The following is a 23644-nucleotide window of genomic DNA, read 5'->3' on the forward strand; positions in this document are numbered from 1 at the left end:
TTGACAAAGTGATTTCTTAAGTTTTAATTAGTGGCTATCAAAATAGCTATAATTTTAAACAATTTAGCGGAATCAAATGGTTTAATAATGATGTCGTTAATTCCCGCAGAAAGCGCCTCTTCTGTAATTTCAGATTTATCAAATGCGGTTAGTGCAACAATTGGAGTTACTATTCCTTTTAAACGAATTTTTCTAGTAGTTTCAAAACCATTTATCAATGGCATATTGATATCCATTAGTATAATATCAAAAAATTCTTTGTCCAAAATTTCTAGTGCTGCATAGCCATTATCAACAACACTGCACTTGTAGTTATTCTTTTCGATGGTCTTTTTAGTGACCAATTGATTAATGTGATTGTCCTCAACTACTAGGACATTTATCGTTTGTGGTGCCGTGATATCGACTTGAATATTATTGATGAGTTCAATTGTCTTCGCTGGATTATATTCAAAAGGAATCACAAATTTAAAAACTGTTCCCTGATCTAAGGCACTTTGAAGTGAAATTGTACTATTAAATAGACCCAATAATTGTTTTACTATAGAAAGACCAAGACCAGTTCCTTGATAATCAGTTTCTTTTCTTCCCACTTGAACAAATTTTTCAAAAATCTTTTCCTGATCCTCAGCCGCTATTCCTATGCCGTTATCTTCAATTTTAAACGCTATAAAATAAGATTTACCTTCTATTTTTTCTAATTTAACATGAATGGTTACTTTACCATTTCTAGTGAATTTCAATGCATTACTGACTAAATTCATAATGATTTGAGAAAGCCTTAATTTATCACCAATTAGATATTCCGGAATTGCAGCATCAATTTTAACTGCTATACTATTGTTGTTATTTTTAGCCAAAAATGAAAGTGAATTTTTGACCATATTAATTTCATCAGATATATTAAAAGTCAAATTTTCCAAAACAATTCTATTGTCTTCAATCTTGTTAATTTGTAGAATATCGTTCACTAATGATAGTAAATATCTGGCGGAAAATTTAAGCGAACTCAAATGTGGACTGTTGGCTAATTCTTTGTGTTCATCTAGCAGCATATTTGTGATTCCTACTACGCCATATAAAGGAGTTCGCAATTCATGACTGATAGTTGAAACAAATTGTGATTTTAAAACAGACGCTTCCTCCGCTTTTTCTTTCGCAATTATTAACGCTTCATTGGTCTTGGAAAGTGCCGCATTGGATTTTTTTTTGAAATTATTATTTTTGAATAAAGTATAAAGCAGCAATAGTAGCACCAAGGAAATTACCATAAATAGCACTACAATAGTTTTAGATTTTTCCATTATTTGAAGTTGAGCCTCCTTTTCAATTTCAAATTTATCAATTTCTCTTTTATACTCTTCTAATTGGATGTTTATTCCCGCTACATTAGCTTTATCCAGTTTTTCTGTGTTGTAGAGTTCTTCTGTAATTTCATTGTATTTCGAAAGGTTAACATAAGCCGCCTTGTAATCCCCTTTCTTCCATAAAAACTTCGAAAATTCTAAATGAGCAAAGGATAAATCTGACCTTTGATTCGATTGATTACCATTCTCAATGGCAGTTAAATAAAAAGAAGTTGCTTTCTCATTGTTGCCCTGATGCGCATAGTACATTCCATTGAGCATATTTACTGCTGCAACATTTGATTTATTACCAAATTTTTCATTATGCGTGTTTATAAATTCTAAATTTGGATATCCTTTTTCAAAATGACCAACGTCAAAATAAGCCCAAGCAATATTAAGTTTAGTCATAAATATTTGACTACTGTCTGCTATTTTTTGACTGTATTTAAGCGTCTTTTCGTAGTAATTAATCCCTTTCAGATATTGCTTTTTTTCAAAACAATAGATGTTACCTAAGTTATTATTAATTTTATTTTTTAAAGTATCATTTGTGGATTTAGTAGCATAAAGCATGGCCTTGTTATAGAAAAAGATAGCTTTGTCAAATTCAGCGATTTCGGCATAATTTGCAGCAATCGTACTGTAAGAAATAGTTGTAGCGAAAAAATCATTAGCTTTAATTGATTTGTGCAGTGCTATTTTAGAAATCTCTAAGGATTTTTCGAAATTGGCCTCTTTTAAATAACGGGAAGCTTGATTCGTTAATTTTGTAATTTCATTATTGGAAAATGTCTTTGTCTGCGCTACTACACTATCGTTAAAAAAATTTATAATAAAGAGTGCGAACAAAACAATACGTATCTGATACATAACCAATTGAGTTTTATCAAATATACATTTTATTAATAAAAATAAATATAAAAACACTTCTTTTTACTTAAAATGAATAGTATAATTTTGAAATACGGAATTACTTTAGAATTTTTTAAATAAAAAAAACCTATTCTCCTCAGGGAATAGGTTTAGTATGTATTACTTCGTCAAGTTATTACTCAATAACAGCCGTTTCTGTTTCAGTATCACCTTCCCATTTTCCTACAACTGATGTTGCTAATGCGTTTCCTAAAACATTGGTTGCACTACGAAACATATCGCAAAAATGATCAATAGGTAGAATCAAAGCAATTCCTTCAATAGGTATGTCGAACATGCCACAGGTTGCGGCAACGACTACTAAGCTGGCTCTTGGAACTCCTGCAATCCCTTTACTGGTTAGCATCAAAACTAAAAGCATTGTCATTTGTGTTCCCAAATCTAAATCAATACCGTACGCTTGAGCAATAAATATACTGGCAAAAGTCATGTACATCATACTTCCGTCCAAGTTAAAAGAATAACCCAGGGGCAACATAAAAGAAACAATTCTGTCTTTGACGCCAAAGCGTTCTAACTCTTCCGTTAATTTTGGAAAAACAGCTTCGCTGCTAGTAGTTCCAAAAGCAATGATTAATGGACTAACTATTCTTTTCAGTAAAACGGTCATTCTACTTTTTAGAAAAATATAACCGACAATTATTAATACCACCCAAAGGGAGGAAATTCCAATTAAAAAGGAACCGAAAAACTTGAAATAAGTAATTGCTAATTCCTGAAAATCACGTACAGCAAAAACTCCTGCTATAGCTCCAAATACTCCAATTGGTGCAAACTTCATTACATAGTTAACCATTTTAAGGACAATATGAGATGTTTTCTCTAAAGCATTTGTAACTGGCTTTACATAATCTCCTAATGAAGCAGCTGCTAGACCAAAGAAAATGGAGAAAATTACAATTTGTAAAATTTCATTAGTAGCCAAGGCCTCAAAGATACTTTTGGGTACAATATGTTCAATAAAATTTTCAAAAGATATATTTTGTGTTTTAGCAGTTACTTCTGAAGCAGAGGCTAAATCGATACTTGGTAAATTAAGTCCAACTCCTGGTTTAAGGGTATTGACAAAAAACATACCTAACAACAAGGAAACAAACGAGGCGGTAAAAAACCAACCCATCGCCTTACCACCAATCCTTCCTACTGCTTTAATGTCTCCAAGCTTAGCAATTCCCACAACCAAAGTCGTAAAAACTAAAGGAGAAATAATCATTTGAACTAAACGAATAAAGATGGTTGCTAAGATGTTTATTTTTTTACTAAAGGCTTTTGCATCTTCTGGTGAAATCCAATTGTGTATGACAATACCCAAAATAGCACCTAAGACCATAGCTATTAATATTTGTCCTGTTAATCCTGCAAAAAAAGAAGGCTTCTTCGTTGTAATTGTATTCATTAAAAGTAGGTGTTAGTTTTAAATTAGCCCTTGTTGTAGTATTCTTTCTTACTTAAATCTTAGTAATAAAGGTTATTTCAAAATAGGGAAAAAGCTAAAAATTAGTATTAATATGTTTTGTTTATCAAATAAAAATCAGCTAGAACAATAGCAGCCATTGCCTCAACAATAGGAACAGCTCTAGGAACAACACAAGGGTCATGACGTCCCTTTCCTGTCATCTCAGTAATATTCCCTTTATTGTCTAGCGATTCCTGTTTTTGCATGATTGTTGCCACAGGCTTAAAAGCTACACGAAAGTAAATATCCATCCCATTGCTGATACCGCCTTGAATCCCCCCCGAAAGATTAGTCTTAGTAGATCCATCAGGATTGTATAAATCGTTGTGCTCACTACCTTTCATTTTAGCACCACAAAAGCCACTTCCAAACTCGAATCCTTTTACAGCATTTATAGAGAGCATGGCTTTACCGAGTTCAGCATGGAGTTTGTCAAATACTGGTTCTCCAAGTCCGATGGGTACATTTTGAATTACACACGTTATGGTTCCGCCTACTGTATCCCCTTGTTTCCTAATATCGCGAATATACTCTTCCATCACTACTGCCATTGCTGGATCAGGACACCGAACAGGATTATTCTCTGTCAAGGAAAAGTCTAACTCTTGGTATGGTTTTTCTAAAAAAATAGGACCTACAGAAGAAACGTAAGCATTAATTTTAATTTGCGGTAACATTTGTTTGGCAATTGCACCAGCAACTACTCTACTAGCAGTTTCACGCGCTGAACTACGTCCTCCACCACGGTAATCACGAACTCCATACTTTTGATCGTATACATAGTCAGCATGACTGGGCCTGTAATTGTCTTTGATGTGGGAATAATCATCAGATTTCTGATTGGTGTTGGGAATGATAAAACCTATTGGAGTTCCAGTAGATTTACCTTCAAAAATTCCAGAAAGGAATTGAACATCGTCTGGCTCTTTACGTTGGGTAACTATTGCCGATTGACCGGGCTTTCTTCTAGACATTTCGAGTTGAATGGCTTCCAAATCTATTGTTATTCCCGGAGGACAACCGTCAATTATTCCGCCTAAAGCTTCACCATGAGATTCTCCAAAAGTTGTTATTCTAAATAGTGTTCCGTAGCTATTTCCTGCCATTATAATTAGTTTTGAACAAAAGTACCATTTTACTTTAAGGTTCAAAAGTTTAAAGTTTAAAGTTTTAAGAAACAATTCACATTTATTATTATAAAATTAATATTGTATTAGATTTCTTAACCTTTATTTCTATTTCATTTGCTAATAATTCGATTATTTTGGTAAACCTAAAATCCAAATGCCTTGAAAAAAAGAAAAGTAGAACTAGTGGTCCTTTCCGATGTACATTTGGGAACTTTTGGCAGCCATGCCGATGCACTTTACAATTATTTAGCAACCATTAAACCTAAAATTTTAGTACTAAATGGTGATATTATTGATATTTGGCAATTTAGAAAATCTTATTTTCCTCAGGCACATCTAAAAGTCATACAAAAAATAATCAGTTTTGCTTCAAAAGGAACTAAAGTCTATTATATAACTGGTAATCATGACGAAATGCTTCGAAAATTTAGTGACATGAGTATGGGAAATTTTGAATTACGTGACAAATTGGTATTGGATCTAGATGGCAAAAAAGCCTGGATCTTTCACGGTGATGTTTTTGATGCCTCGGTACAACATTCCAAATGGATTGCTAAATTGGGTGGCTTGGGTTACGACTATCTCATTCTTTTAAATCGTTTTGTTAATTGGTGTTTATTGAAAATAGGAAAAGAGCCCTACTCTTTTTCAAAGAAAATAAAGGCTAGTGTAAAGAAAGCGGTCAAACACATCTCTGATTTTGAGGAAACAGCTACTGATTTAGCAATCGAAAACAAATATGACTACGTAGTTTGCGGTCACATTCACGAACCTAAAATAATCAAAAAAGAAAATAAAAATGGCACTACACTTTACTTAAATTCAGGGGATTGGGTTGAAAACTTAACGGCATTAGAATACAATAAAAAACGCTGGAAATTATTTCATTATTCAGAAATGAATTATGTAGCAGAAGAAAATCTTTTTGAAATGGAAGACATATTAAGTTATCAAACATTTGTATAAGCCCAATTTCCAAAACAGAACATCAAACTCTATTGCTCTTTTTAAGCCAATTCCATTTATCAATAATGTGGTAATTATATAACTTTTCTTTGTAATTTTATAATCAATATCGTGAACTTTAGAGGTACATTTGTTCCTATATAAATTTACTTATGAAAAAAATTATTTTATCAGCAATAATGCTAATTGGTTTAGCATTTACAGCACAAGCGCAGGATATTTCAAAAAATGCATTAGGTTTACGTTTAGGTGGAAATAATGGTTTTGGTGGAGAACTTTCTTACCAAAGAGCATTAGGAAGCAACAATAGACTTGAGCTTGATTTAGGTTGGAGAAATAGAAGTAATTACAACAATAATGGTTATGATGACAACGCTATCAAACTAGCAGCTTTATACCAATGGGTTTGGAACATCGATGGTGGTTTCAACTGGTATGCAGGTGTTGGTGGTGGTGTAGGAAGCTACAGTTATGATGACAATAATAATAATTCATTTAATGATACTTTTGTATTTGCTGCTGGAGATATCGGTATTGAATATAATTTTGACATTCCATTGTTAATCTCTTTAGATTTCAGACCTGAGTTTGGAGGAAATGGATATTACGAAAATAATTATGGTTCTGATATTGCATTAGGTCTTAGATACCAATTCTAATATTAGTAGTTTTTTTATAAAAAGGGGCTGTTCAAATTGAACAGCCCCTTTTTTTATTTAAATATAATTTCTTTTTTAGAATTTATTTTAACCACACAAAAAGGAGTAGTTACTGATTGTGTAACCATACTGCCTGTTTTGGGATTTGTTTCTTTAACAGTTACCACAATATTTTTATCGGTTTCCGTTACAGTCTCAATTCCTATAGCATATCCGCCCGTAGCCTTCTCGCCCATATTCAAAATAATAAAATTAGAGTTCTGAACCTCATTCGCACTAATCTTATGTTTTAAACTTTCATCATTTTGCAGCATTTTAATTTCATCTGGCTCAGAAAGTATCTCAAAAAAACGAATGCTTGCTCCACCATTTGTTTGCTGAGTCAAGACTTCGTATAATTTAGTTGCATCAGCACTTTTAACAGCTGTTGTACCGCAAGCAGCGAGCGTTAGGACAAACAGTGACAAAATTGTTTTTTTCATTATTCTTTTTTTACGGTTGAATCCAATATGTTTCTTAAAGCCCATGAACTATTACAGTCCCAACTAAAACAGTATATTTTATAAATATTTATTGATTGCTTTTTGATATAGGGCTTCGTACAGTGGTAAAATATTTTTAATATCAAATTGTTTTGCAACAGACAATGCATTTTCTTTAAAGGTTTGAAGAGTAGCATCCTCTTTTAAAATTTTTAAGGCATTTTGAGCCATCTCTTCTATATTTCCTACGTCACTTAAATAACCAGAAACACCTTCAAAATTAACTTCTGGCAAACCACCCGAATTACTTGAAATAACTGGAACCCTGCACGCCATAGCTTCAAGAGCGGCCAAACCAAAACTTTCTGTTTCTGAAGGAAGTAAAAACAAATCCGTCAGGCATAAAATTTTATCAATTTCATTGCTGTTTCCAAAGAAAATAACCTTGTCTACTATCCCCAATTCCTGGCATAAATATTCTGCCTTTTCCTTTTCAGGACCATCCCCTACCATCATTAACTTAGCTGGAATCTCTTTTTGAATATTATAAAAAATCTTAATCACATCAGGAATTCGTTTAACTTTTCTGAAATTACTGATATGAGTTATAATGCGCTCATTTTTCTTTGCCATAACGGAACGTTGACACGGAATACTGGGATCGTTTGTATTTTTGTCTAATTCTATAAAATTTGGAATAACCTCAATTTCATTTTTAATATTGAATAACTTAAGGGTATCATCTTTTAAACTTTGGGACACCGAAGTAACAAAATCTGATTTATTAATACTGAAAGTAACCGCTGGTTTATAAAACGGATGATTCCCTACTAAAGTAATATCAGTTCCATGCAAAGTCGTCACCATTGGGATATTTATTCCCTCATCTTTCAACATTTGTTTAGCCATATAACCGGCATAAGCATGCGGAATGGCATAATGTACATGAAGTAATTCGATTTTATAGAGTTTAACCATGTCCACTAATTTGCTTGAAAGAGCCAATTCATAGGGTTGATAATGGAATAAAGGATATTCAGGAACATTTACTTCATGGTAATAAACATTTGGGCTCAAAAGGGCTAAGCGTACAGGTTGACTGTACGTTATAAAATGAATTTCGTGGCCGCGACGAGCCAATTCTAGTCCTAATTCTGTGGCGACAACACCACTACCTCCAAAGGTCGGATAACAAACTATTGCAATTTTCATGTATGTAATTTAATGAAACGAATTTAATAAAAATAGCAATGTGTTTTATGGAAATTTAAGTTAAATACTATCGGTAATTAAAACTTCATGCGCTGAATGCGTATGGCATTCAAAATTGCCAAAAGGGCCACACCTACATCTGCAAAAACAGCCTCCCACATGGAGGCTAATCCACCTGCACCCAGAATCAACACGATTAATTTGACAGAAAAAGCCAACGTAATATTTTGCCAAACGATTTGTTTGGTTTTTCTTCCAATGTTGATTGCTGTGACAATTTTTGTCGGTTGGTCATTTTGAATCACTATATCAGCCGTTTCAATTGTAGCATCACTTCCTAGGCCGCCCATTGCGATTCCTACATCTGCAAGGGCAATAACTGGAGCATCATTAACTCCATCACCAACAAAAGCGACTTTAACCTGCTGCTGCAATAGTGCTTCTACTTTTTTCACTTTATCTTCTGGCAATAAACCTCCAAAAGCATCTTCAATATTCAATTCTTTGGCCACAGCAGTGACTACAACTTGATTATCGCCAGAGAGCACCATCGTTTTAATCTTAATTTTATGTAAACCATCGATAGCTATTTTAGCATCCTCTTTAATCTCATCGGCTATAAGGAAATACCCGACATATTTTTGGTTGATGGCTACAGCAATTGCCGTAAAAGGAATTCGATCCAATTCGGGATCATAATCAATTTTTAAATTTTTCAACAGTTTAGGACTGCCAACAGCTATTTCATTTCCATCAACAATACCTTTTAATCCAAGACCTGGAATTTCAGTTACTTCACTGACATTAGTATGAATGCTGTTTTCATTATTATTGTGGGCAAATTCAATTATTGCGGAACCTACGGGGTGTGTACTTTTACCTTCAATAGCTGCAGCATAACGAACTAAATCAGTTTCATAAATTCCAACGGTAACTACTTTTTGAACTTTAAAAACACCTTTGGTCAAAGTCCCTGTTTTATCCATAACTACCACTTGAATGCCAGCCATCGTATCTAGAAAGGTAGCTCCTTTAAATAAAATTCCATTTTTACTTGCGGCCCCAATTCCGCCGAAATAACCTAAAGGAATAGAGATAACAAGTGCACACGGACAAGAAATAACCAAGAAAATCAAGGCTCGATACAACCAATCTGCAAAAATATAATCCGCTACAAATAGGATGGGCGTCAAACAAATGGCTATAGCAAGATAGACGACAATTGGCGTATATATTTTGGCAAACTTCCTGATAAATAATTCGGTTGGTGCTTTTCTGGCAGTAGCCTCTTGAACCATTTCTAAAATTTTAGATAATTTACTATCCTTAAAATTGGTTGTTACCAATACAAGAGCAATGGAATTGAGATTAATCATTCCCGCGAGAATGACATCCCCTTTCAACTTAAAATCGGGTTTGCTTTCTCCAGTTAATGCGGCAGTATTAAAAGTAGCATGAGGGGAAAGTAATTTTCCATCTAGGGCCAATTTCTCTCCTACTTTTAGTTCTATTATTTCACCAAGTGCAACTTCAGATGCTTTTTTTAAAATCACTTTCTGTCCTTCTAGAACAGTAGCAAAATTAGGTCTTTGATCCAATATTGATTTAATGTTAGATTTAGACTTTTTTACCGCCAGCATTTGAAACAGTTCTCCTACTGCATAGAACAACATTACAGTAACTCCTTCCGCATATTGACCAATTCCAAAAGCACCAACTGTAGCAGTGCCCATCAGAAAAAATTATGAAAAAACAGCTCCTTTTCTACTACTATGAAAAGCCTTTTTTAAAACAGGAAAACCGACAGTGAGGTATGCAACGACATACCAAATAATCCGAATCCATCCCAAAAACCACGATTGAGAAAAAAAGTGATCTAGCGACAAAGCCAACAGTAAAAGCACAAAACTGATGATTGCAGGCAAAAAAAGCGTAAATAAACTTCCTGTTGAACTACCATGATCATGATCTTGCTCCGAATGATGCTCAGCATCACTATCTAACGTGCAACATCCGACACCTTCAATTGTATTTTTAGAACTTGCTTTTTGTTTGGAGACAGCGCAAACCTCTTTATTGTGCACTACCTCTTTTTTAGATTTTTTCATTTTTAATAATTTTGTCTTTCAGAAAAAAAGAAAAGTAAATAACAACTGAAACGGTAGCAATCCCTGTAGTTAAAAATGTAGCTTGGGCTCCAAACCGGTACCAAATTAATCCAGCAAGCGAACTTGCTATCAAAGCACCTATACTTTGAAATCCAGAGTATGTTCCAATGGCCGTAGCAGTATCTTTAGGATCACAAATGGTGCTAATCCATGCTTTTGATATTCCCTCAGTTGCTGCAGCATAAATACCATATAAAAAAAAGAACAACGCAATTAAATAAATGTTAGCACTAAAAGCCATTCCAAAATAAACGATGGCAAATAAAGAAATCCCCACCATAAACATCTTCTTTAAACCTATTTTGTCCGCTAAAATTCCAATAGGTAATGCTACAGTCGCATAAACTAAATTATAAAAGATATAAATTCCGATTACGTAGGAATCATTTAACCCTGCTTGTTTTGCCTTTAATAATAGAAAGATATCGGAACTATTAAAAACTGCAAATGCCAATAAGCCTACTACTACTTTTCTATATTCGCGTGGACTTGAATGCCAATAACTCAGAAAGGAGAAAAACGAGAATCCTTTTTTTTCAGTGGGGAGATTCTTTGATTTATCTTTGAGCAACAAAGAAACCAAAACCGCAATGACACCAGGAAGAAATGCAAAATAAAAAAGTGTTTGATACTGTTCCGGATAATAATAAAGATAGGTTAAGGCAATCAACGGTCCTAAAACAGCACCAAAGGTATCCATTGCCCTATGAAAACCAAAAACTTTTCCTTTGGTCTCCGGTGTAGCCTCCTCCGATAAAATAGCATCTCTTGCTCCTGTGCGAATTCCTTTTCCAAAACGATCAATCGATCTTGCAAAAAATATCCAAAGTGGAAAAATAAATACTGCCATCATTGGTTTTGAAATGGCACTCAAAGCATAACCAACTTGCACAAAGGGAACTCTTTTGCCTGAACGATCCGATAACTTGCCAAAATACCCTTTGCTTAATCCTGCCAATGCCTCGGCAAATCCCTCCAAAACCCCTATTAATACGATGGAGAAACCTATTGTTTTAAGATAAATGGGCATTATAGGATAGAGCATTTCACTAGCAGCGTCTGTAAACAAACTGACTAAAGAAAGTATCCAAACAGATTTTGAAATGTTTTTTACTATTTTCACTTTGAAAAATTTTGCTTTTGATAGTGCAGTCAACGATACAAATAAAAAGTGTCTTTGGGAGTACTATCAAATATACAATAAATCAGTGTTTCATTCTAAATTAGAAATATCAATACAACGAGCAGTATCAATTTTTATAATGGTATCGCAACTAAAACTATTTTAAGAAATCCTATTTAGACAAGAAATTTTTACTAAAACAATAATTTAATTCTTGATAGCTTCATAAATTATTTTTTGGATATCTTCTCTTATGTTTGCTTTAGATAATCTATTCTCATTAGCAATTGGATACGTTCTATTCGATAAAAACACATAAACAATTTGTGTTTCAGGATCTGCCCAAGCCATCGTTCCAGTATAACCAGTATGTCCAAAACTAGTCATCGAAGCACAACCACAAGTCGGACCTACAAGACCCAACTGAGGCTTGTCAAAACCTACTCCTCTCCTGTTTCCTGCAGCACAAAAATAACAAGTATTGAAATCTTCAAATGTCTTTTCGGAAAAATAGCGTTGATTGCCATAACTTCCTTTTTGCAGGTACAGTTCCATTATTTTAGCCACATCCATAGCATTCGAAAAAATCCCAGCATGCCCTGAAACTCCTCCTTCTAGTGCAGCGGACAAATCATTTACATAACCTTGCAACAGTTGACGACGAAAATAAGTATCTGTTTCTGTTGGAGGAATTCTGTTTTTATCAAATTTAGTTAAAGGATTAAAACTAGAATTGTTCATCCCTAGGGAGCGATAGAAATTCTCTTGAATCAAAACATCTAATGTTTTACCGGTAGTTTTCTCTAAATAATCTTTTAAAATCATAAAAGTCAGATCACTGTATTTGTATTCTTTTTTTGATAAAATTTTACTTTTAACGATCATTTCCATTATAGTATCGCTAAAATCATTTCTTATAAAAAGACTGTCCCCCAATTGCTTCGAAAACTGATCTTCAGACTTTTTCCTAAAATAGATCTCCGAAGGCAATTTTGATTTATCCATTGCAGCCTTGTAAAATGGAATTCCAGCGGGTAAGCCTGCATAATGAGATAATAAATCCTTGAAATTAATATTTTGTTTGTTGGAGTCTTTAAAAATAGGAGACATAGCTCCTAATGTTGTTTCTAAATTTATTTTTTGCTGATCGTATTGTAGCATCACATTAGGCAATGTAGCTAAAATTTTTGTCAAAGAAGCGACATCATAAATATCAGAATTTTGAACCTTAATTGTTTTATCATACGTATGATACCCAAATGATTTTTGGTAAATAACCTTCCCATTTCTGGCCACTAGCACCTGAATTCCAGGAGTCATTTTAGCATTAATTGCTTTAGCAGCAATACCATCAATTTTTGTTAAAATTTCAGAGTCCATCCCTACATTTTCAGCCAAAGTAAATCCCAATCGATTTAATTTATCAGTAGATAGGCCATCATTTATTTTAAAACTAGTGTTTATAGAAACAGGTAATTTCCCTTTTGCTTCAATCGCACCAAAAATTAGTTCGGCCGAAACTACCTGAGCAATAGCACTATTTTGATACGATACCACCAACCCTTCTATATTTTGATAATTGGTAATGGGCAAGAGTGCGTAGGGTTTAGCAAAAACATCTAGAATTACATTATTGTTCTGGGCTAAAAATGCAATCTTTGCTATCTCATCTGCTCTCATATCATCATTTCTAAAAGCTACATCTGATTTATGATAACCAACGATAACGGTGGTAAACGGAGCTAATTTCGCTTGCAAGCTATCCAGATTAGCATCGGCTATAACAGTAACTTCTGCATATTTTTTAAGGGTAGTAACAAACGCATCGTTGTTGTCGTCTCCCATTTTTACGTAAGCAATTTTTTGCAGGTCCAAATTCTTGATAGGTAAAACAGCTGCAGTATTTTTTAGTACAGTGATAGCATTCTCATATAATTGATAATGCAAGGCCTCATTTTCAACTGAATTTAATTCCTTGTATAAATTATCCGTTTCAATTGCTTTGTACGAGTTCAGTCCTGCTTTGTATTTGAATTTTAGTATTTTCTTTACAGAAAAAGCCAATCGCTCCGCTGTAAATAAATTAAGTGAATAAGCAAGTGTAAATTTTTCGATTGCAGCAGGAACATTTTCTGGAAATAGCAACACGTCATTCCCGGCCATAAAAGCTTCGAAATTGATTTCACTTGGCAATTTAAAATCACTTACACTTTTCATATTTAAAGCATCGGTAAAAATAAGTCCTTTGAAACCCAATTCATTTTGAAGAATATTAGTAACTACATTGTAAGAAATAGAAGAAGGAAAATTAGTTCTACTCTCTAAACTAGGAACGTTTAAATGCGCCACCATAACCGAAGAAAGTCCTTCATGAAACATTTTTTTATAGGGATAAAATTCTACTTCTTGCAGCCTTTCTTTTGAGGAATTTATGGTGGGCAATCCTTTGTGAGAATCCATTGCAGTATCGCCATGTCCTGGAAAATGTTTTCCCGTAGAAAAAACGCCCTGACTTTGGACCCCTTTCATTAAGGCAATCGCATGTTCCGTCACTTTGAATTTATCTTCCCCAAACGAACGAAAACCAATAATAGGATTTTTTGGATTTGAATTAATATCTAAAACAGGAGCAAAATTAAAATGCAATCCCATCCGTTTACTTTGCTGTCCTAATTGGACGCCCAGCTTTTCTATTAATTTCATGTCTTGAATGGCTCCAAGTGTCATGTTCCAAGGATAAGTATAGGTTGAATCCAGTCGCATTCCCAAACCCCATTCGGCATCGCTACCTATAAATAAAGGAAGCTTTGATTTTGATTGAAACCGATTGGACAATTTTGCTTGGCGAACTGGCCCACCTTGAAAGAATAGTAAACCTCCTATTTTATAATCTATAATTAGTTTATCAATACTTTTAATGTGGGCTGAATCTTTATTAGAATAAGCAGCAACCATAAATAGTTGACCAAATTTTTCCTCTAAAGTCATGGAATTGTAAACACTATCTACCCATTTATTCCCTTCTGGCTGTAACTCAAATAATAATGGAGTATTTGTTATAGCCAAACTATCAAGATTTTGAACTTTGACAGGAGCGTTGGTTAAAATTACTTTATTCTTATTAATTTTTGTACCAACACAACTTGCAGCAACAAAAATAAATAAGACATAAGTAAAAAGAATTTTGATGCTTATTTTTTTCATTGGAATGTTTTGTTTAAAAAAAGCGACTGTGCCAGCTATCAATGGCAGCAACTTCCCACGATTCATTAAATTCTTCTATATTGTTAACCAAATTATTGAAAACGATAGTATTCTCTGTAACGGCTTTATCTTTGACCATTTTCTTGAAGTCGATTAGAGGCTTATGGGCAATATGTTCTCCTAATTTAAAAGTGACATTCATTTTATCTAATAAATCCACTGAATATTTTTGTTCTAAACTTTGGATAAATTCTACAGAGGAATCGATAGAACATCCTGTTGCAGCTTGAACGTCCTGATTTACGGCTATAATAATAAATCGATTGTATTTTAATTGGTAAGAAGATTCTAAACTAGTGCCATGCGCAGCCCAACCTTCAAGAAAGGATTGTAAAGCTGTTTCTATTTCAGAAAATTCAGCATCTGAAAATTTTCTATTCGATTGGTAGATCCAGATTTTAGACTCTTCGGGTAAATTTTCAAATGGAATGTACATGGTAATTCTGAGTTATGAGTTATAAAATCGAAATTCGTAATTTTTGATTCGTAATCAATTTACAAATCCTGGGCATTAGCAATCAGTTCAGCAATATCCATAACTTTTACTTCGCCTTCCTTTTCTTTATTTTTAATTCCATCAGTCATCATGGTATTACAAAAAGGACAACCAGCAGCAATAATTTCTGGTTTTGTTTCTAAAGCATCTTCTGTTCTTTCAATGTTAACCTCTTTATTTCCGGGTTCAGCATCTTTAAACATTTGAGCACCACCTGCGCCACAACACAGTCCGTTAGCTTTAGAGCGCTTCATTTCCACTAATTCAGCATCCAATTTAAGGATCAATTCCCTTGGAGCTTCATAAACATTATTGGCTCTCCCTAAATAGCAAGGATCATGAAATGTAATACGTTTCCCTTTGAATTGTCCTCCCTCAATTGTTAGTCTTCCATCATCTAACAATGATTTTAAAAATTCAGTGTGATGCACTACTTCATATTTTCCACCTAATTCAGGGTATTCGTTTTTAAGAGTATTAAAACAATGAGGACAAGCAGTAACAATTTTTTTTGCTTCATAAGCATTTAAAACCTCGATATTCATCATGGCTTGCATTTGGAATAAAAATTCATTCCCAGCTCGTTTAGCAGGATCTCCAGTACAGCTTTCTTCAGTACCTAAGACTGCAAAAGGAACATTGGCACGATTCAAAATACGAACAAATGCCTTTGTTATTTTTTTTGCTCTATCATCAAAACTTCCTGCACATCCTACCCAAAACAAAACTTCTGGTTGTTTCCCTTGAGCTAACATTTCGGCCATTGTTGGCACTATTAAATTCTCTGACATAACTTTTATTTTTTTTTCAAACGGTCAAAAAACACCTATTTGTAAGTATTGTTAAATTCTGCTTAGTACAAAATTAATTTTCGTTTTTCCAATTCAATCTATCTTGCTGATTGTATTGCCATGGTGCTCCATTATTTTCAATATTGGTCATCATTGCATTGACAGGCATTGGAGCTGCGCTTTGTTCCATTACTAGATAGCGTCTCATATCCATAATAATTGAAAGTGGACTGATATTTACGGGACATTCTTCCACGCAAGCATTACATGATGTGCATGCCCATAGCTCTTCTGCTGTGATATAATCGTTTAATAAGGTTTTGTTATCAGGAATAAAAATACCCTTATTGGCATCTATATTTCTTCCTACTTCCTCCATTCTATCTCTTGTGTCCATCATGATTTTGCGAGGAGACAATTTTTTCCCTGTTATATTGGCGGGACAGGAAGAGGTGCATCGACCACATTCTGTACACGTATACGCATTCAACAATTGAACCCAATTTAAATCCTGAATATCACTAGCGCCAAATTTACTTGGTACAGCATTTTCATCAACTGGCGCTGCTGCAAATGGATCTGCGGTAGGGTCCATCATTAGTTTTACTTCTTTAGTAACGGATTCTAAATTATCAAATTTTCCTTGTGGATTTAAATCAGCAAAATAAGTGTTAGGAAACGCTAAAAGGATATGTAAATGCTTAGAAAAATACAAGTAATTCATAAAAATTAAAATACCCGTAATATGCAACCACCAAAATATTTCAGAAAGTAGCATGACTAATTCATTCGACATTCCATTAAAAATTGGTTCAATAAATTGACTTATAGGAAACGAACCCGCTTTTATAAAATGAGAAAAACCTCCAGGTACATTCTGTAAATGCAAATCAGAAGCATTCATTAATAAGAACAATGTCATTAATACTACCTCAAAATACAAGATGTAATTTCCATCATTTTTAGGCCAACCTTTTAAGTCTGAACTTACAAATCGTTTTAGTTTGATTGCATTTCTACGACTCCAAAAAGCAAAAACAGCCACTAAAACTAAAAATGCCAAAATTTCAAAAGAAGCAATTAGTACATCATACGTAGTTCCTATAAAAGCAAAAACGCGGTGCGTACCAAAAAGTCCATCGATTATGATTTCTAGCAACTCTATATTAATAACCACAAATCCCACATAAACAATAATATGCAGAATTCCTGCAACAGGACGTTTGACCATTTTTGATTGACCCAGAGCAATCATAGCCATGTTAGTCCAACGTGCTTTTGGATTATCTGAACGATTTACGTCCGTTCCTAGATTAATATTTCTTCTGATTTTTTTGACGCTTGTAAAAAAATATCCGAAACCAATTACCAATAGTATGGCAAATAAAATGTTGTCTAAGTAGCTCATATTTACTATTTTTTTTCTAGGGAAATAGAATCATTTTCAGGACCGACGTACGGTTTATTTTTTTTACCAAAGACAGAGATGTTGACATATCGTGTTGGATAAAGTCTTATATCTTGCAATAACAATTCCAATTCTTTGGTGGAAGTTTTAACATTTTGATAGAACGCATCATCATTCAATAATTTCCCCATAGAACCTTTACCGGACTCTAATCCAGTCACAATACCATCTACTCTTGCTAAAGTTGCATTCAAATTTTTAACGGTTTTACCCAAATCAGCTTTATCAAGTGAGTCTGAAATTTTTGAGAAATTCCCAGATATTTTATTAAAATTGGTAACCACACCATTTATTTGAGTTTTATTAGTGTTCAATAAATCATTAACACTCATAGAAACTTTATGGAATTGTTCAATAGTTTTACTCAATTCAGCCAAAGTAAGTTTTAAATCCTGTTGCCCTTTTGGATCTAATACGTTATTTAAACCTGAAATTAATACTTCCGTGCTTCCCAATAACTTTTCTAATTTTTCCTGAAGCGGTGCTAATTGATCTCCTACTTTATCGGTAAGTCCCATTTTGACTCCAGCTTGCAGTTTTTGGCCATCAACAGCTAAGGTTTTATCTTTAAAATTTGGAATAATTGCAATTTGTTTTCCTCCTATAAATCCAGGCTCATATATGGAAGCGATACTTGTTTTTGAAATTGGAAAATCCGTTTTCAATTGCAATTCTACTAATAATTGACCGGTACCTTCAATTATTGATATTTTACTCACTTTACCTATAACTAAACCGTTTAGCGTAACTGGTGCTGATGTAGCCAGACCTTCGACGGTTTTATATTCTACGTAAAATGTTTTGTAATTAATAAAAAGGTCTCTGCCTTTCAAAAAACTGTAGCCCCAAATAAATAATAATATAGAAGCAATTACTAAAATAGCAGTTTTAATTTCTCGTGTGATTTTCAAAATTTAAGTATTTTTTACAAATTTAATATAAAATATTTGACTTGTTGTTATTATTTAAGCGCTTCTTCTACACTTATACTTTTTCCGTCTCTTAACGCAATAATATACGCAGCAGTATACCCTTTGGATTTAACCTCCTTTAAATCTTTTTTTGCAACCGCATAATCTGATGTATCGCCATAAGCATATTTGTAAAACGACCCATTTCTGGTTCTTACAGATACATTTTTTAATCCTTTAAAATTAGAAGGATTCAATTTAATATTTTTATTTCCTGCTGCAAATTGAACTTTAAAAACAACATTTGAATTTGTTGCTTTTGATACTTTATTGTCAGCAATTCGTTTTGACTTTGTACTCTCCCCCGCTTTACTGGATGGAATTTTATCATAATTGCCGTCCGCTTGTGATCCAAAATATTCTTTTTTATAGGATATGATCGCAGATGCAATTGCCTCGGCCATGTTATTTTGCCCTACATCAGAGTTTAAATAAAGCCCTTCTTTACTATTCGATAAAAAACCAAGTTCAATTAACACACTTGGCATGTAAGATGCATCTAAAACCCATAAAGGAGTTTGCTTTATCCCTCTTGATTTTCGATGCAGTTTATTTCTAAAATTACTTTCGATTTTTGAGGCTAAACGTATGCTCCGATCTAGATAATCTTCCTGCAGTATTTTTAATCCAATCAAAGTTTCTGGATTTTTAGGATCAAATCCTTTGTAGCTGCGCTTATAATCCTTTTCCAATAAAATAACTGAATTTTCTTGTTTGGCAATTTCTAGGTTTCCTTTACTTCTAGTTAAACCCATTACAAAAGTTTCAGTACCATAGGGAATTGGATTTTTAACAGAATTACAATGTATCGAGACGAATAAATTGGCGTCTATACTGTTTGCTTTTTTAGGTCTGTCCTTTAATTCAATAAAAACATCTGATTTTCTGGTATGAACGACTTCAATATCCCTTTCTTTTTCAAGGTATTTCTCTAATTTCAAAGCAGTTTTTAAGGCGATTTCTTTTTCCACAAAACCATGATAGGAATTACCTGGATCTTTCCCACCATGACCTGCGTCTAAAATAACGACAAACTTAGTAGTAGATTGAGAAAAAAGATTGAGAGAGAAAAATAAAATTAGAGTTACAATTAGAGCTTTAATTTCTTTAGATAAATTCAAAGTAGTCTTGTTTTTTTTTGGAAATTTAATAAAAAAGAATAATTGCTGTTTTTATTTAAGAGCGTCTTGAACAGTAATTTTTTCACCGTTTTTGAATGCAATTAAAAATGCCGAATCATATCCTTTTTCTTTGGCTTCCTGTAACTGTTTTTTAGCTTCATCAAAATCAGAAGTTTCTCCGAACATATATTTGTAGACTCTATTTTCATAGGCTACCGATATATTTTTTAATCCTTTAAAATTTCTAGGAACTAAATCCAATCTTCTACTACTTGCTGAAAGTTGTACTTTGAAAACTGCTTTGGAATTGTCAACTGATTTATTGGATGAAACGGATCCAGAAGGTTGTGCCGTCATTTTTGCTTTTGCGGGAGTAACAGTATCTCGTATCGGTTTCTCGTTAATTTTTTGGGAAGGACGCTCTTCAAAAATTTCTACTTCGCCATTCCCATAATATTCTTTTTTATAGCTCACGACTGCTTCAGCGATAGCCTTGGCAATTTCATTTTGACCTTCCTCAGAATTCAAGATATTCCCTTCTATAGAATTTGAAATAAAACCCATTTCAATCAAAACTCTGGGCATGTAGGCTTTATGCAGCACCATAAAAGGCGCTTGTTTCACTCCACCACCTCTTATTTTTTTTCCTAATTCACCAAAAGCATCTTCCACCTTGCTCGCTAAGGAAATACTATTATCTAAATATTCTTCCTGCATTAGCGTCATTCCAATCATGGTCTCAGGAGAATTTGGATCAAATCCTTCATATTTTTGCTTGTAATCTTTTTCTAAGGTAATAACGGAGTTCTCTTTTTTGGCCGCTTCTAAATTGGATGCTACCTTACTCAAACCCATTACATAAGTTTCTGTTCCATCAGCCGCAGTATTTCTATTCGCGTTACAATGAATAGAAACAAATATGTTTGCATTAAATCGATTGGCAATATTGGCTCTTTCAATTAAATCTATAAAAACATCCGTTTTCCTGGTATAATTGACTTGCATTTGAGGTGTTGCCTCCAATATTTTACCCACTTTTAAAACGACTGCCAAAGCAATATTTTTTTCTATACGACCTTCATACACAGCCCCAAAATCATGTGCGCCGTGACCAGCATCTAAAGTTACTTTAAAAGTGTTAGATTGACTGTAACCTCCCAACGAAATTAGTATCAAAATAAAAGTTACAATTATTCTAATTTTACTTGTACTGTGCATAAAGCTATAAGTTAATTTAATTAAAAGACTACCACTATAAATTTATTTATTTGACTATTTTTGACAAAAAATAATATGTAAGTTTGACATGTCAAAAAACAGGCCATACTTTTACAAAAATAGCATTTAAACCTTTGCATACAAACTTATTTAATATCGTTTTATTATCAATTTTCCTGTCAATAGGTTCTGGTAAGTTATATTCTCAAGATATATCAAAAAAAAAGACTGTTATACCCGCTAACAAACAGGCAGATAGCGCAAAACCAATTGTTGATAGTATTAAAACTCCCGTTTTAGTAGTTCAAAAGCAAAGTGATACAATAAAAATTGACAGTATTAAACCTAAAAAAGCTTTTTTGGATGGCAAGGTAAAGTACAAAGCAGATAAGTATGCTAAAATTGACCAGAAGAAAAAAACCATTACGCTTTATGACCAAGCAGAATTATACTATCAGGATATTGAGTTAAAGTCCGGTATCATTGTCATGGATTATGAGAAAAATGAAGTATATGCTGGCCGCATAAAAGATTCTACCGGTACATTTACCCAATTTCCAAATTTTAAGCAAGGCGCTAACGTTATTGAACCCGATTCTATTCGTTTTAATTTTAAAACAAAAAAAGCATTAATCTGGAATTCAAGATCCGAACAAGGAGAATTCAAAATAAAAGCTGCCGTCACCAAAAAAGAAAATGATTCCGTTTATTTTTTAAAAGGAGCCCGATTCACCACTTCAAAAGATGTGGACAATCCGGAATATTATTTTCAAACAAATAAAGTAAAGTTTATTCCTGGTAAAAAGGTTGTTACCGGATTAACGAACATGGTTATCGCAAACGTTCCTACACCTATAGCTTTACCGTTTGCTTTTTTTCCAATGAGTAAAGAAACCAGTATTTCAGGACTCATTTTACCCAGTTATAATGATTCTAACAACAGGGGATTTTCACTCCAAAACTTAGGTTATTATTTTGCTTTAAGCGATAATTATGACTTAACCGTTTTAGGTGATTATTATACCAATGGAAGTTATGGCTTGCGGTTTGAATCTTCTTACGCCAAAAGATACAATTTTGTGGGTAATTTAAATATTCGATTCGAAAATTTAATCACCAGTGAAAGAGGCTATCCCGATTATTTGAAACAAAATATTTATAATATCCAGTGGTCCCATTCCAGAGATTCCAAATCGAATCCTAATTCAAGTTTTTCAGCTTCTGTGAATTTAGGGAGTAGCAAATACTTCCAGCAATCCATTAATCAGGTCAATATTGGTTCAAACTTAAATAATACCTTAAGTTCCTCCGTATCCTATTCTAAAACTTTTACTACGGTACCTCAAGTACGAATGTCTTTGACTGCAACCCACTCCCAAAATACGCAAACCGAAGAAATCAACATGACATTGCCAACACTGCAATTGAGTGTGGATCGAATTTATCCATTTGTAGGAAAAGATGGAGTGCGAAAAGGTTTTATCAAAAACATCAATTTACAATACAATTTGAACGGAAGAAACAGCATTGTTACCACCGATTCTTTATTCTTTAAACCACAAATGTTCCGAGATGCAAAAATTGGTTTTCAACATAGTATTCCCTTAAGCACCAATTTCAAGTTGTTTAAATATTTCAGCGCATCAACGGCTGTAAATTATGAGGAAATATGGTATACCAAAACAATTGAAAGAAGCTATGATACGGACCAAAGCAAAGTAGTTGATAAAACAATCAATGGATTTGACGCTTTCAGAACGTATTCCTTCTCCTCTAGTGTGGGAACTACTATTTATGGAACATTTAATTTTGGTAAAGACAAGAAAATTAAATCAATACGACATGTCATGAGACCTTCTGCTTCCTACGGATATACTCCTAGTTTTGAGAAATATTATGACACCTATGCTTCTGATGCCAGCGGTACCATGATACAGCAGTATTCCCGATTTGAAAATGGAATTTACGGGGCTCCAGGTTTAAATAACGCCAATACTTTAGGCTTTGATTTAAGCAACACTTTTGAAGCAAAAGTTACTGACCGAGACAGTACTAAAGTTGAACCAAAAAAAATCATGTTGCTAAATAATTTAAATCTTTCCACAAGTTACAATCTGGATGCTGATGGCGTAACCTCCCTCGCTTTTTCACCAGTAAGAGTTAGTGGCGGTACCACATTACTGGACAATAAAATGAATGTCAATTTTGGTGCGACATTAGACCCTTACGCCATTGACAATTCTGGCAAACGAATTAATGTATTCAATATAGACAATGGAGGAAGTCTTTTTAGGATGACGAGTTCTAATATGACGCTTAACTATTCAATCGCTAGTACCGGGAAAGACAAAATAAAAAAGGACAAGAACTCATTAAGTCAACGAAATGGTGGTCGTGAAGATGATTTATTTGGAACAAATACAGACTTAGGAGACAGCCGAAGAAGCCAGTTTGATGAAGAAGAAAACAGTGAAGTGGAAGATAAAATTTCAGAATTCTTTAACTCTAAATTACCGTGGGATATGACCTTTGCCTATTCCTTGACCTACGGAAACAACAACCGGGAAAACAAAATAATTGGGAATTCTATTATGATATCTGCTAATGCAGACATCACTCCTAAATGGAAAGCTGGTGTCTCTACGGGCTATGATTTTGTACAAAATGGAGTTACTTTCACACAACTGCGATTTGAGAGAGATTTGTTAAGCTGGAGAATGGATTTTAACTGGTCACCTTTTGGTACCAATGCTAACTGGGGATTCTTCATTGGAATAAAATCTGGTGTGCTTAGCGACATCAAATGGGACAAACGAAGCGTCATCAACAGATAAAGC

The 23644-nt window shown here is 33.7% G+C and carries 16 protein-coding genes and 1 pseudogene; 3 read left to right on the forward strand and 14 right to left on the reverse strand.

The genetic code is table 11. The features are described 5' to 3' along the window. Window positions 1-23: 23 nt before the first annotated feature. From IWX83_RS10480 to aroC, 3 genes are all read right to left on the reverse strand, one after another. A complete protein-coding gene (locus tag IWX83_RS10480) occupies window positions 24-2219 on the reverse strand; it encodes a response regulator (protein ID WP_196829560.1) in 2196 nt (731 codons plus the stop codon). A 178-nt stretch (window positions 2220-2397) separates the two neighbouring features. Next, complete coding sequence (locus IWX83_RS10485) at window positions 2398-3678, reverse strand: dicarboxylate/amino acid:cation symporter (RefSeq protein WP_073353085.1); 1281 nt, start codon at window positions 3676-3678, stop codon at window positions 2398-2400. A gap of 107 nt (window positions 3679-3785) precedes the next feature. Continuing rightward, window positions 3786-4844, reverse strand: coding sequence for a chorismate synthase (aroC, locus tag IWX83_RS10490; protein ID WP_196829562.1), 1059 nt, complete (start codon window positions 4842-4844; stop codon window positions 3786-3788). Between the two features lie 183 nt (window positions 4845-5027). Between aroC and IWX83_RS10495 the strand changes: the two genes are divergently transcribed. Both IWX83_RS10495 and IWX83_RS10500 read left to right on the forward strand, forming a co-directional pair. Continuing rightward, window positions 5028-5834, forward strand: a complete 807-nt coding sequence (locus IWX83_RS10495; protein ID WP_073353087.1) for a UDP-2,3-diacylglucosamine diphosphatase — start codon at window positions 5028-5030, stop codon at window positions 5832-5834. 152 nt (window positions 5835-5986) lie between these two features. Beyond that, window positions 5987-6493, forward strand: a complete 507-nt coding sequence (locus tag IWX83_RS10500; RefSeq protein WP_196829564.1) for a hypothetical protein — start codon at window positions 5987-5989, stop codon at window positions 6491-6493. 53 nt (window positions 6494-6546) lie between these two features. Here the strand turns inward: IWX83_RS10500 and IWX83_RS10505 are convergent, their stop codons facing one another. The 11 genes and pseudogenes from IWX83_RS10505 to IWX83_RS10555 all read right to left on the reverse strand — a co-directional run bounded on the left by IWX83_RS10505 (window position 6547) and on the right by IWX83_RS10555 (window position 20807). After that, complete coding sequence (locus IWX83_RS10505) at window positions 6547-6975, reverse strand: protease complex subunit PrcB family protein (RefSeq protein WP_196829566.1); 429 nt, start codon at window positions 6973-6975, stop codon at window positions 6547-6549. A gap of 78 nt (window positions 6976-7053) precedes the next feature. Then, window positions 7054-8187 (reverse strand): N-acetyl-alpha-D-glucosaminyl L-malate synthase BshA, encoded by a 1134-nt coding sequence (gene bshA / locus IWX83_RS10510; protein WP_196829567.1) that lies wholly within the window; start codon window positions 8185-8187, stop codon window positions 7054-7056. Window positions 8188-8264: 77 nt separating this feature from the next. Continuing rightward, window positions 8265-10295: pseudogene (locus IWX83_RS10515) on the reverse strand (heavy metal translocating P-type ATPase). Next, on the reverse strand, window positions 10282-11478 hold the full coding sequence (locus IWX83_RS10520; RefSeq protein WP_370568412.1) for an MFS transporter: 1197 nt from the start codon (window positions 11476-11478) through the stop codon (window positions 10282-10284). The pseudogene IWX83_RS10515 and the gene IWX83_RS10520 overlap by 14 nt, the downstream one beginning before the upstream one ends. 207 nt (window positions 11479-11685) lie before the next feature. After that, a complete protein-coding gene (locus tag IWX83_RS10525) occupies window positions 11686-14682 on the reverse strand; it encodes a glycoside hydrolase family 3 N-terminal domain-containing protein (RefSeq protein ID WP_196829569.1) in 2997 nt (998 codons plus the stop codon). 13 nt (window positions 14683-14695) lie between these two features. Beyond that, complete coding sequence (locus IWX83_RS10530; protein WP_073353092.1) at window positions 14696-15178, reverse strand: ABC transporter ATPase; 483 nt, start codon at window positions 15176-15178, stop codon at window positions 14696-14698. Window positions 15179-15237: 59 nt separating this feature from the next. Beyond that, entirely contained in the window at window positions 15238-16029 is a 792-nt protein-coding gene (locus tag IWX83_RS10535) for a (Fe-S)-binding protein (protein ID WP_066078732.1), read from the reverse strand. Between the two features lie 73 nt (window positions 16030-16102). Continuing rightward, window positions 16103-17437, reverse strand: coding sequence for a (Fe-S)-binding protein (locus IWX83_RS10540; protein ID WP_073353095.1), 1335 nt, complete (start codon window positions 17435-17437; stop codon window positions 16103-16105). Between the two features lie 5 nt (window positions 17438-17442). Further along, entirely contained in the window at window positions 17443-18408 is a 966-nt protein-coding gene (locus tag IWX83_RS10545) for an MlaD family protein (RefSeq protein WP_196829571.1), read from the reverse strand. A gap of 50 nt (window positions 18409-18458) precedes the next feature. Then, complete coding sequence (locus tag IWX83_RS10550) at window positions 18459-19589, reverse strand: N-acetylmuramoyl-L-alanine amidase (protein WP_231379936.1); 1131 nt, start codon at window positions 19587-19589, stop codon at window positions 18459-18461. A gap of 51 nt (window positions 19590-19640) precedes the next feature. After that, window positions 19641-20807 (reverse strand): N-acetylmuramoyl-L-alanine amidase, encoded by a 1167-nt coding sequence (locus IWX83_RS10555; RefSeq protein WP_073353098.1) that lies wholly within the window; start codon window positions 20805-20807, stop codon window positions 19641-19643. A gap of 83 nt (window positions 20808-20890) precedes the next feature. Between IWX83_RS10555 and IWX83_RS10560 the strand changes: the two genes are divergently transcribed. Continuing rightward, window positions 20891-23641: a putative LPS assembly protein LptD gene (locus IWX83_RS10560; RefSeq protein ID WP_196829573.1), complete on the forward strand. Its 2751-nt coding sequence runs from the start codon at window positions 20891-20893 to the stop codon at window positions 23639-23641. The last annotated feature ends 3 nt before the right edge of the window (window positions 23642-23644 follow it).

The sequence above is a fragment of the Flavobacterium sp. CG_9.1 genome (genome assembly GCF_015751645.1).
Taxonomy (GTDB): Bacteria; Bacteroidota; Bacteroidia; order Flavobacteriales; family Flavobacteriaceae; genus Flavobacterium; species Flavobacterium xanthum.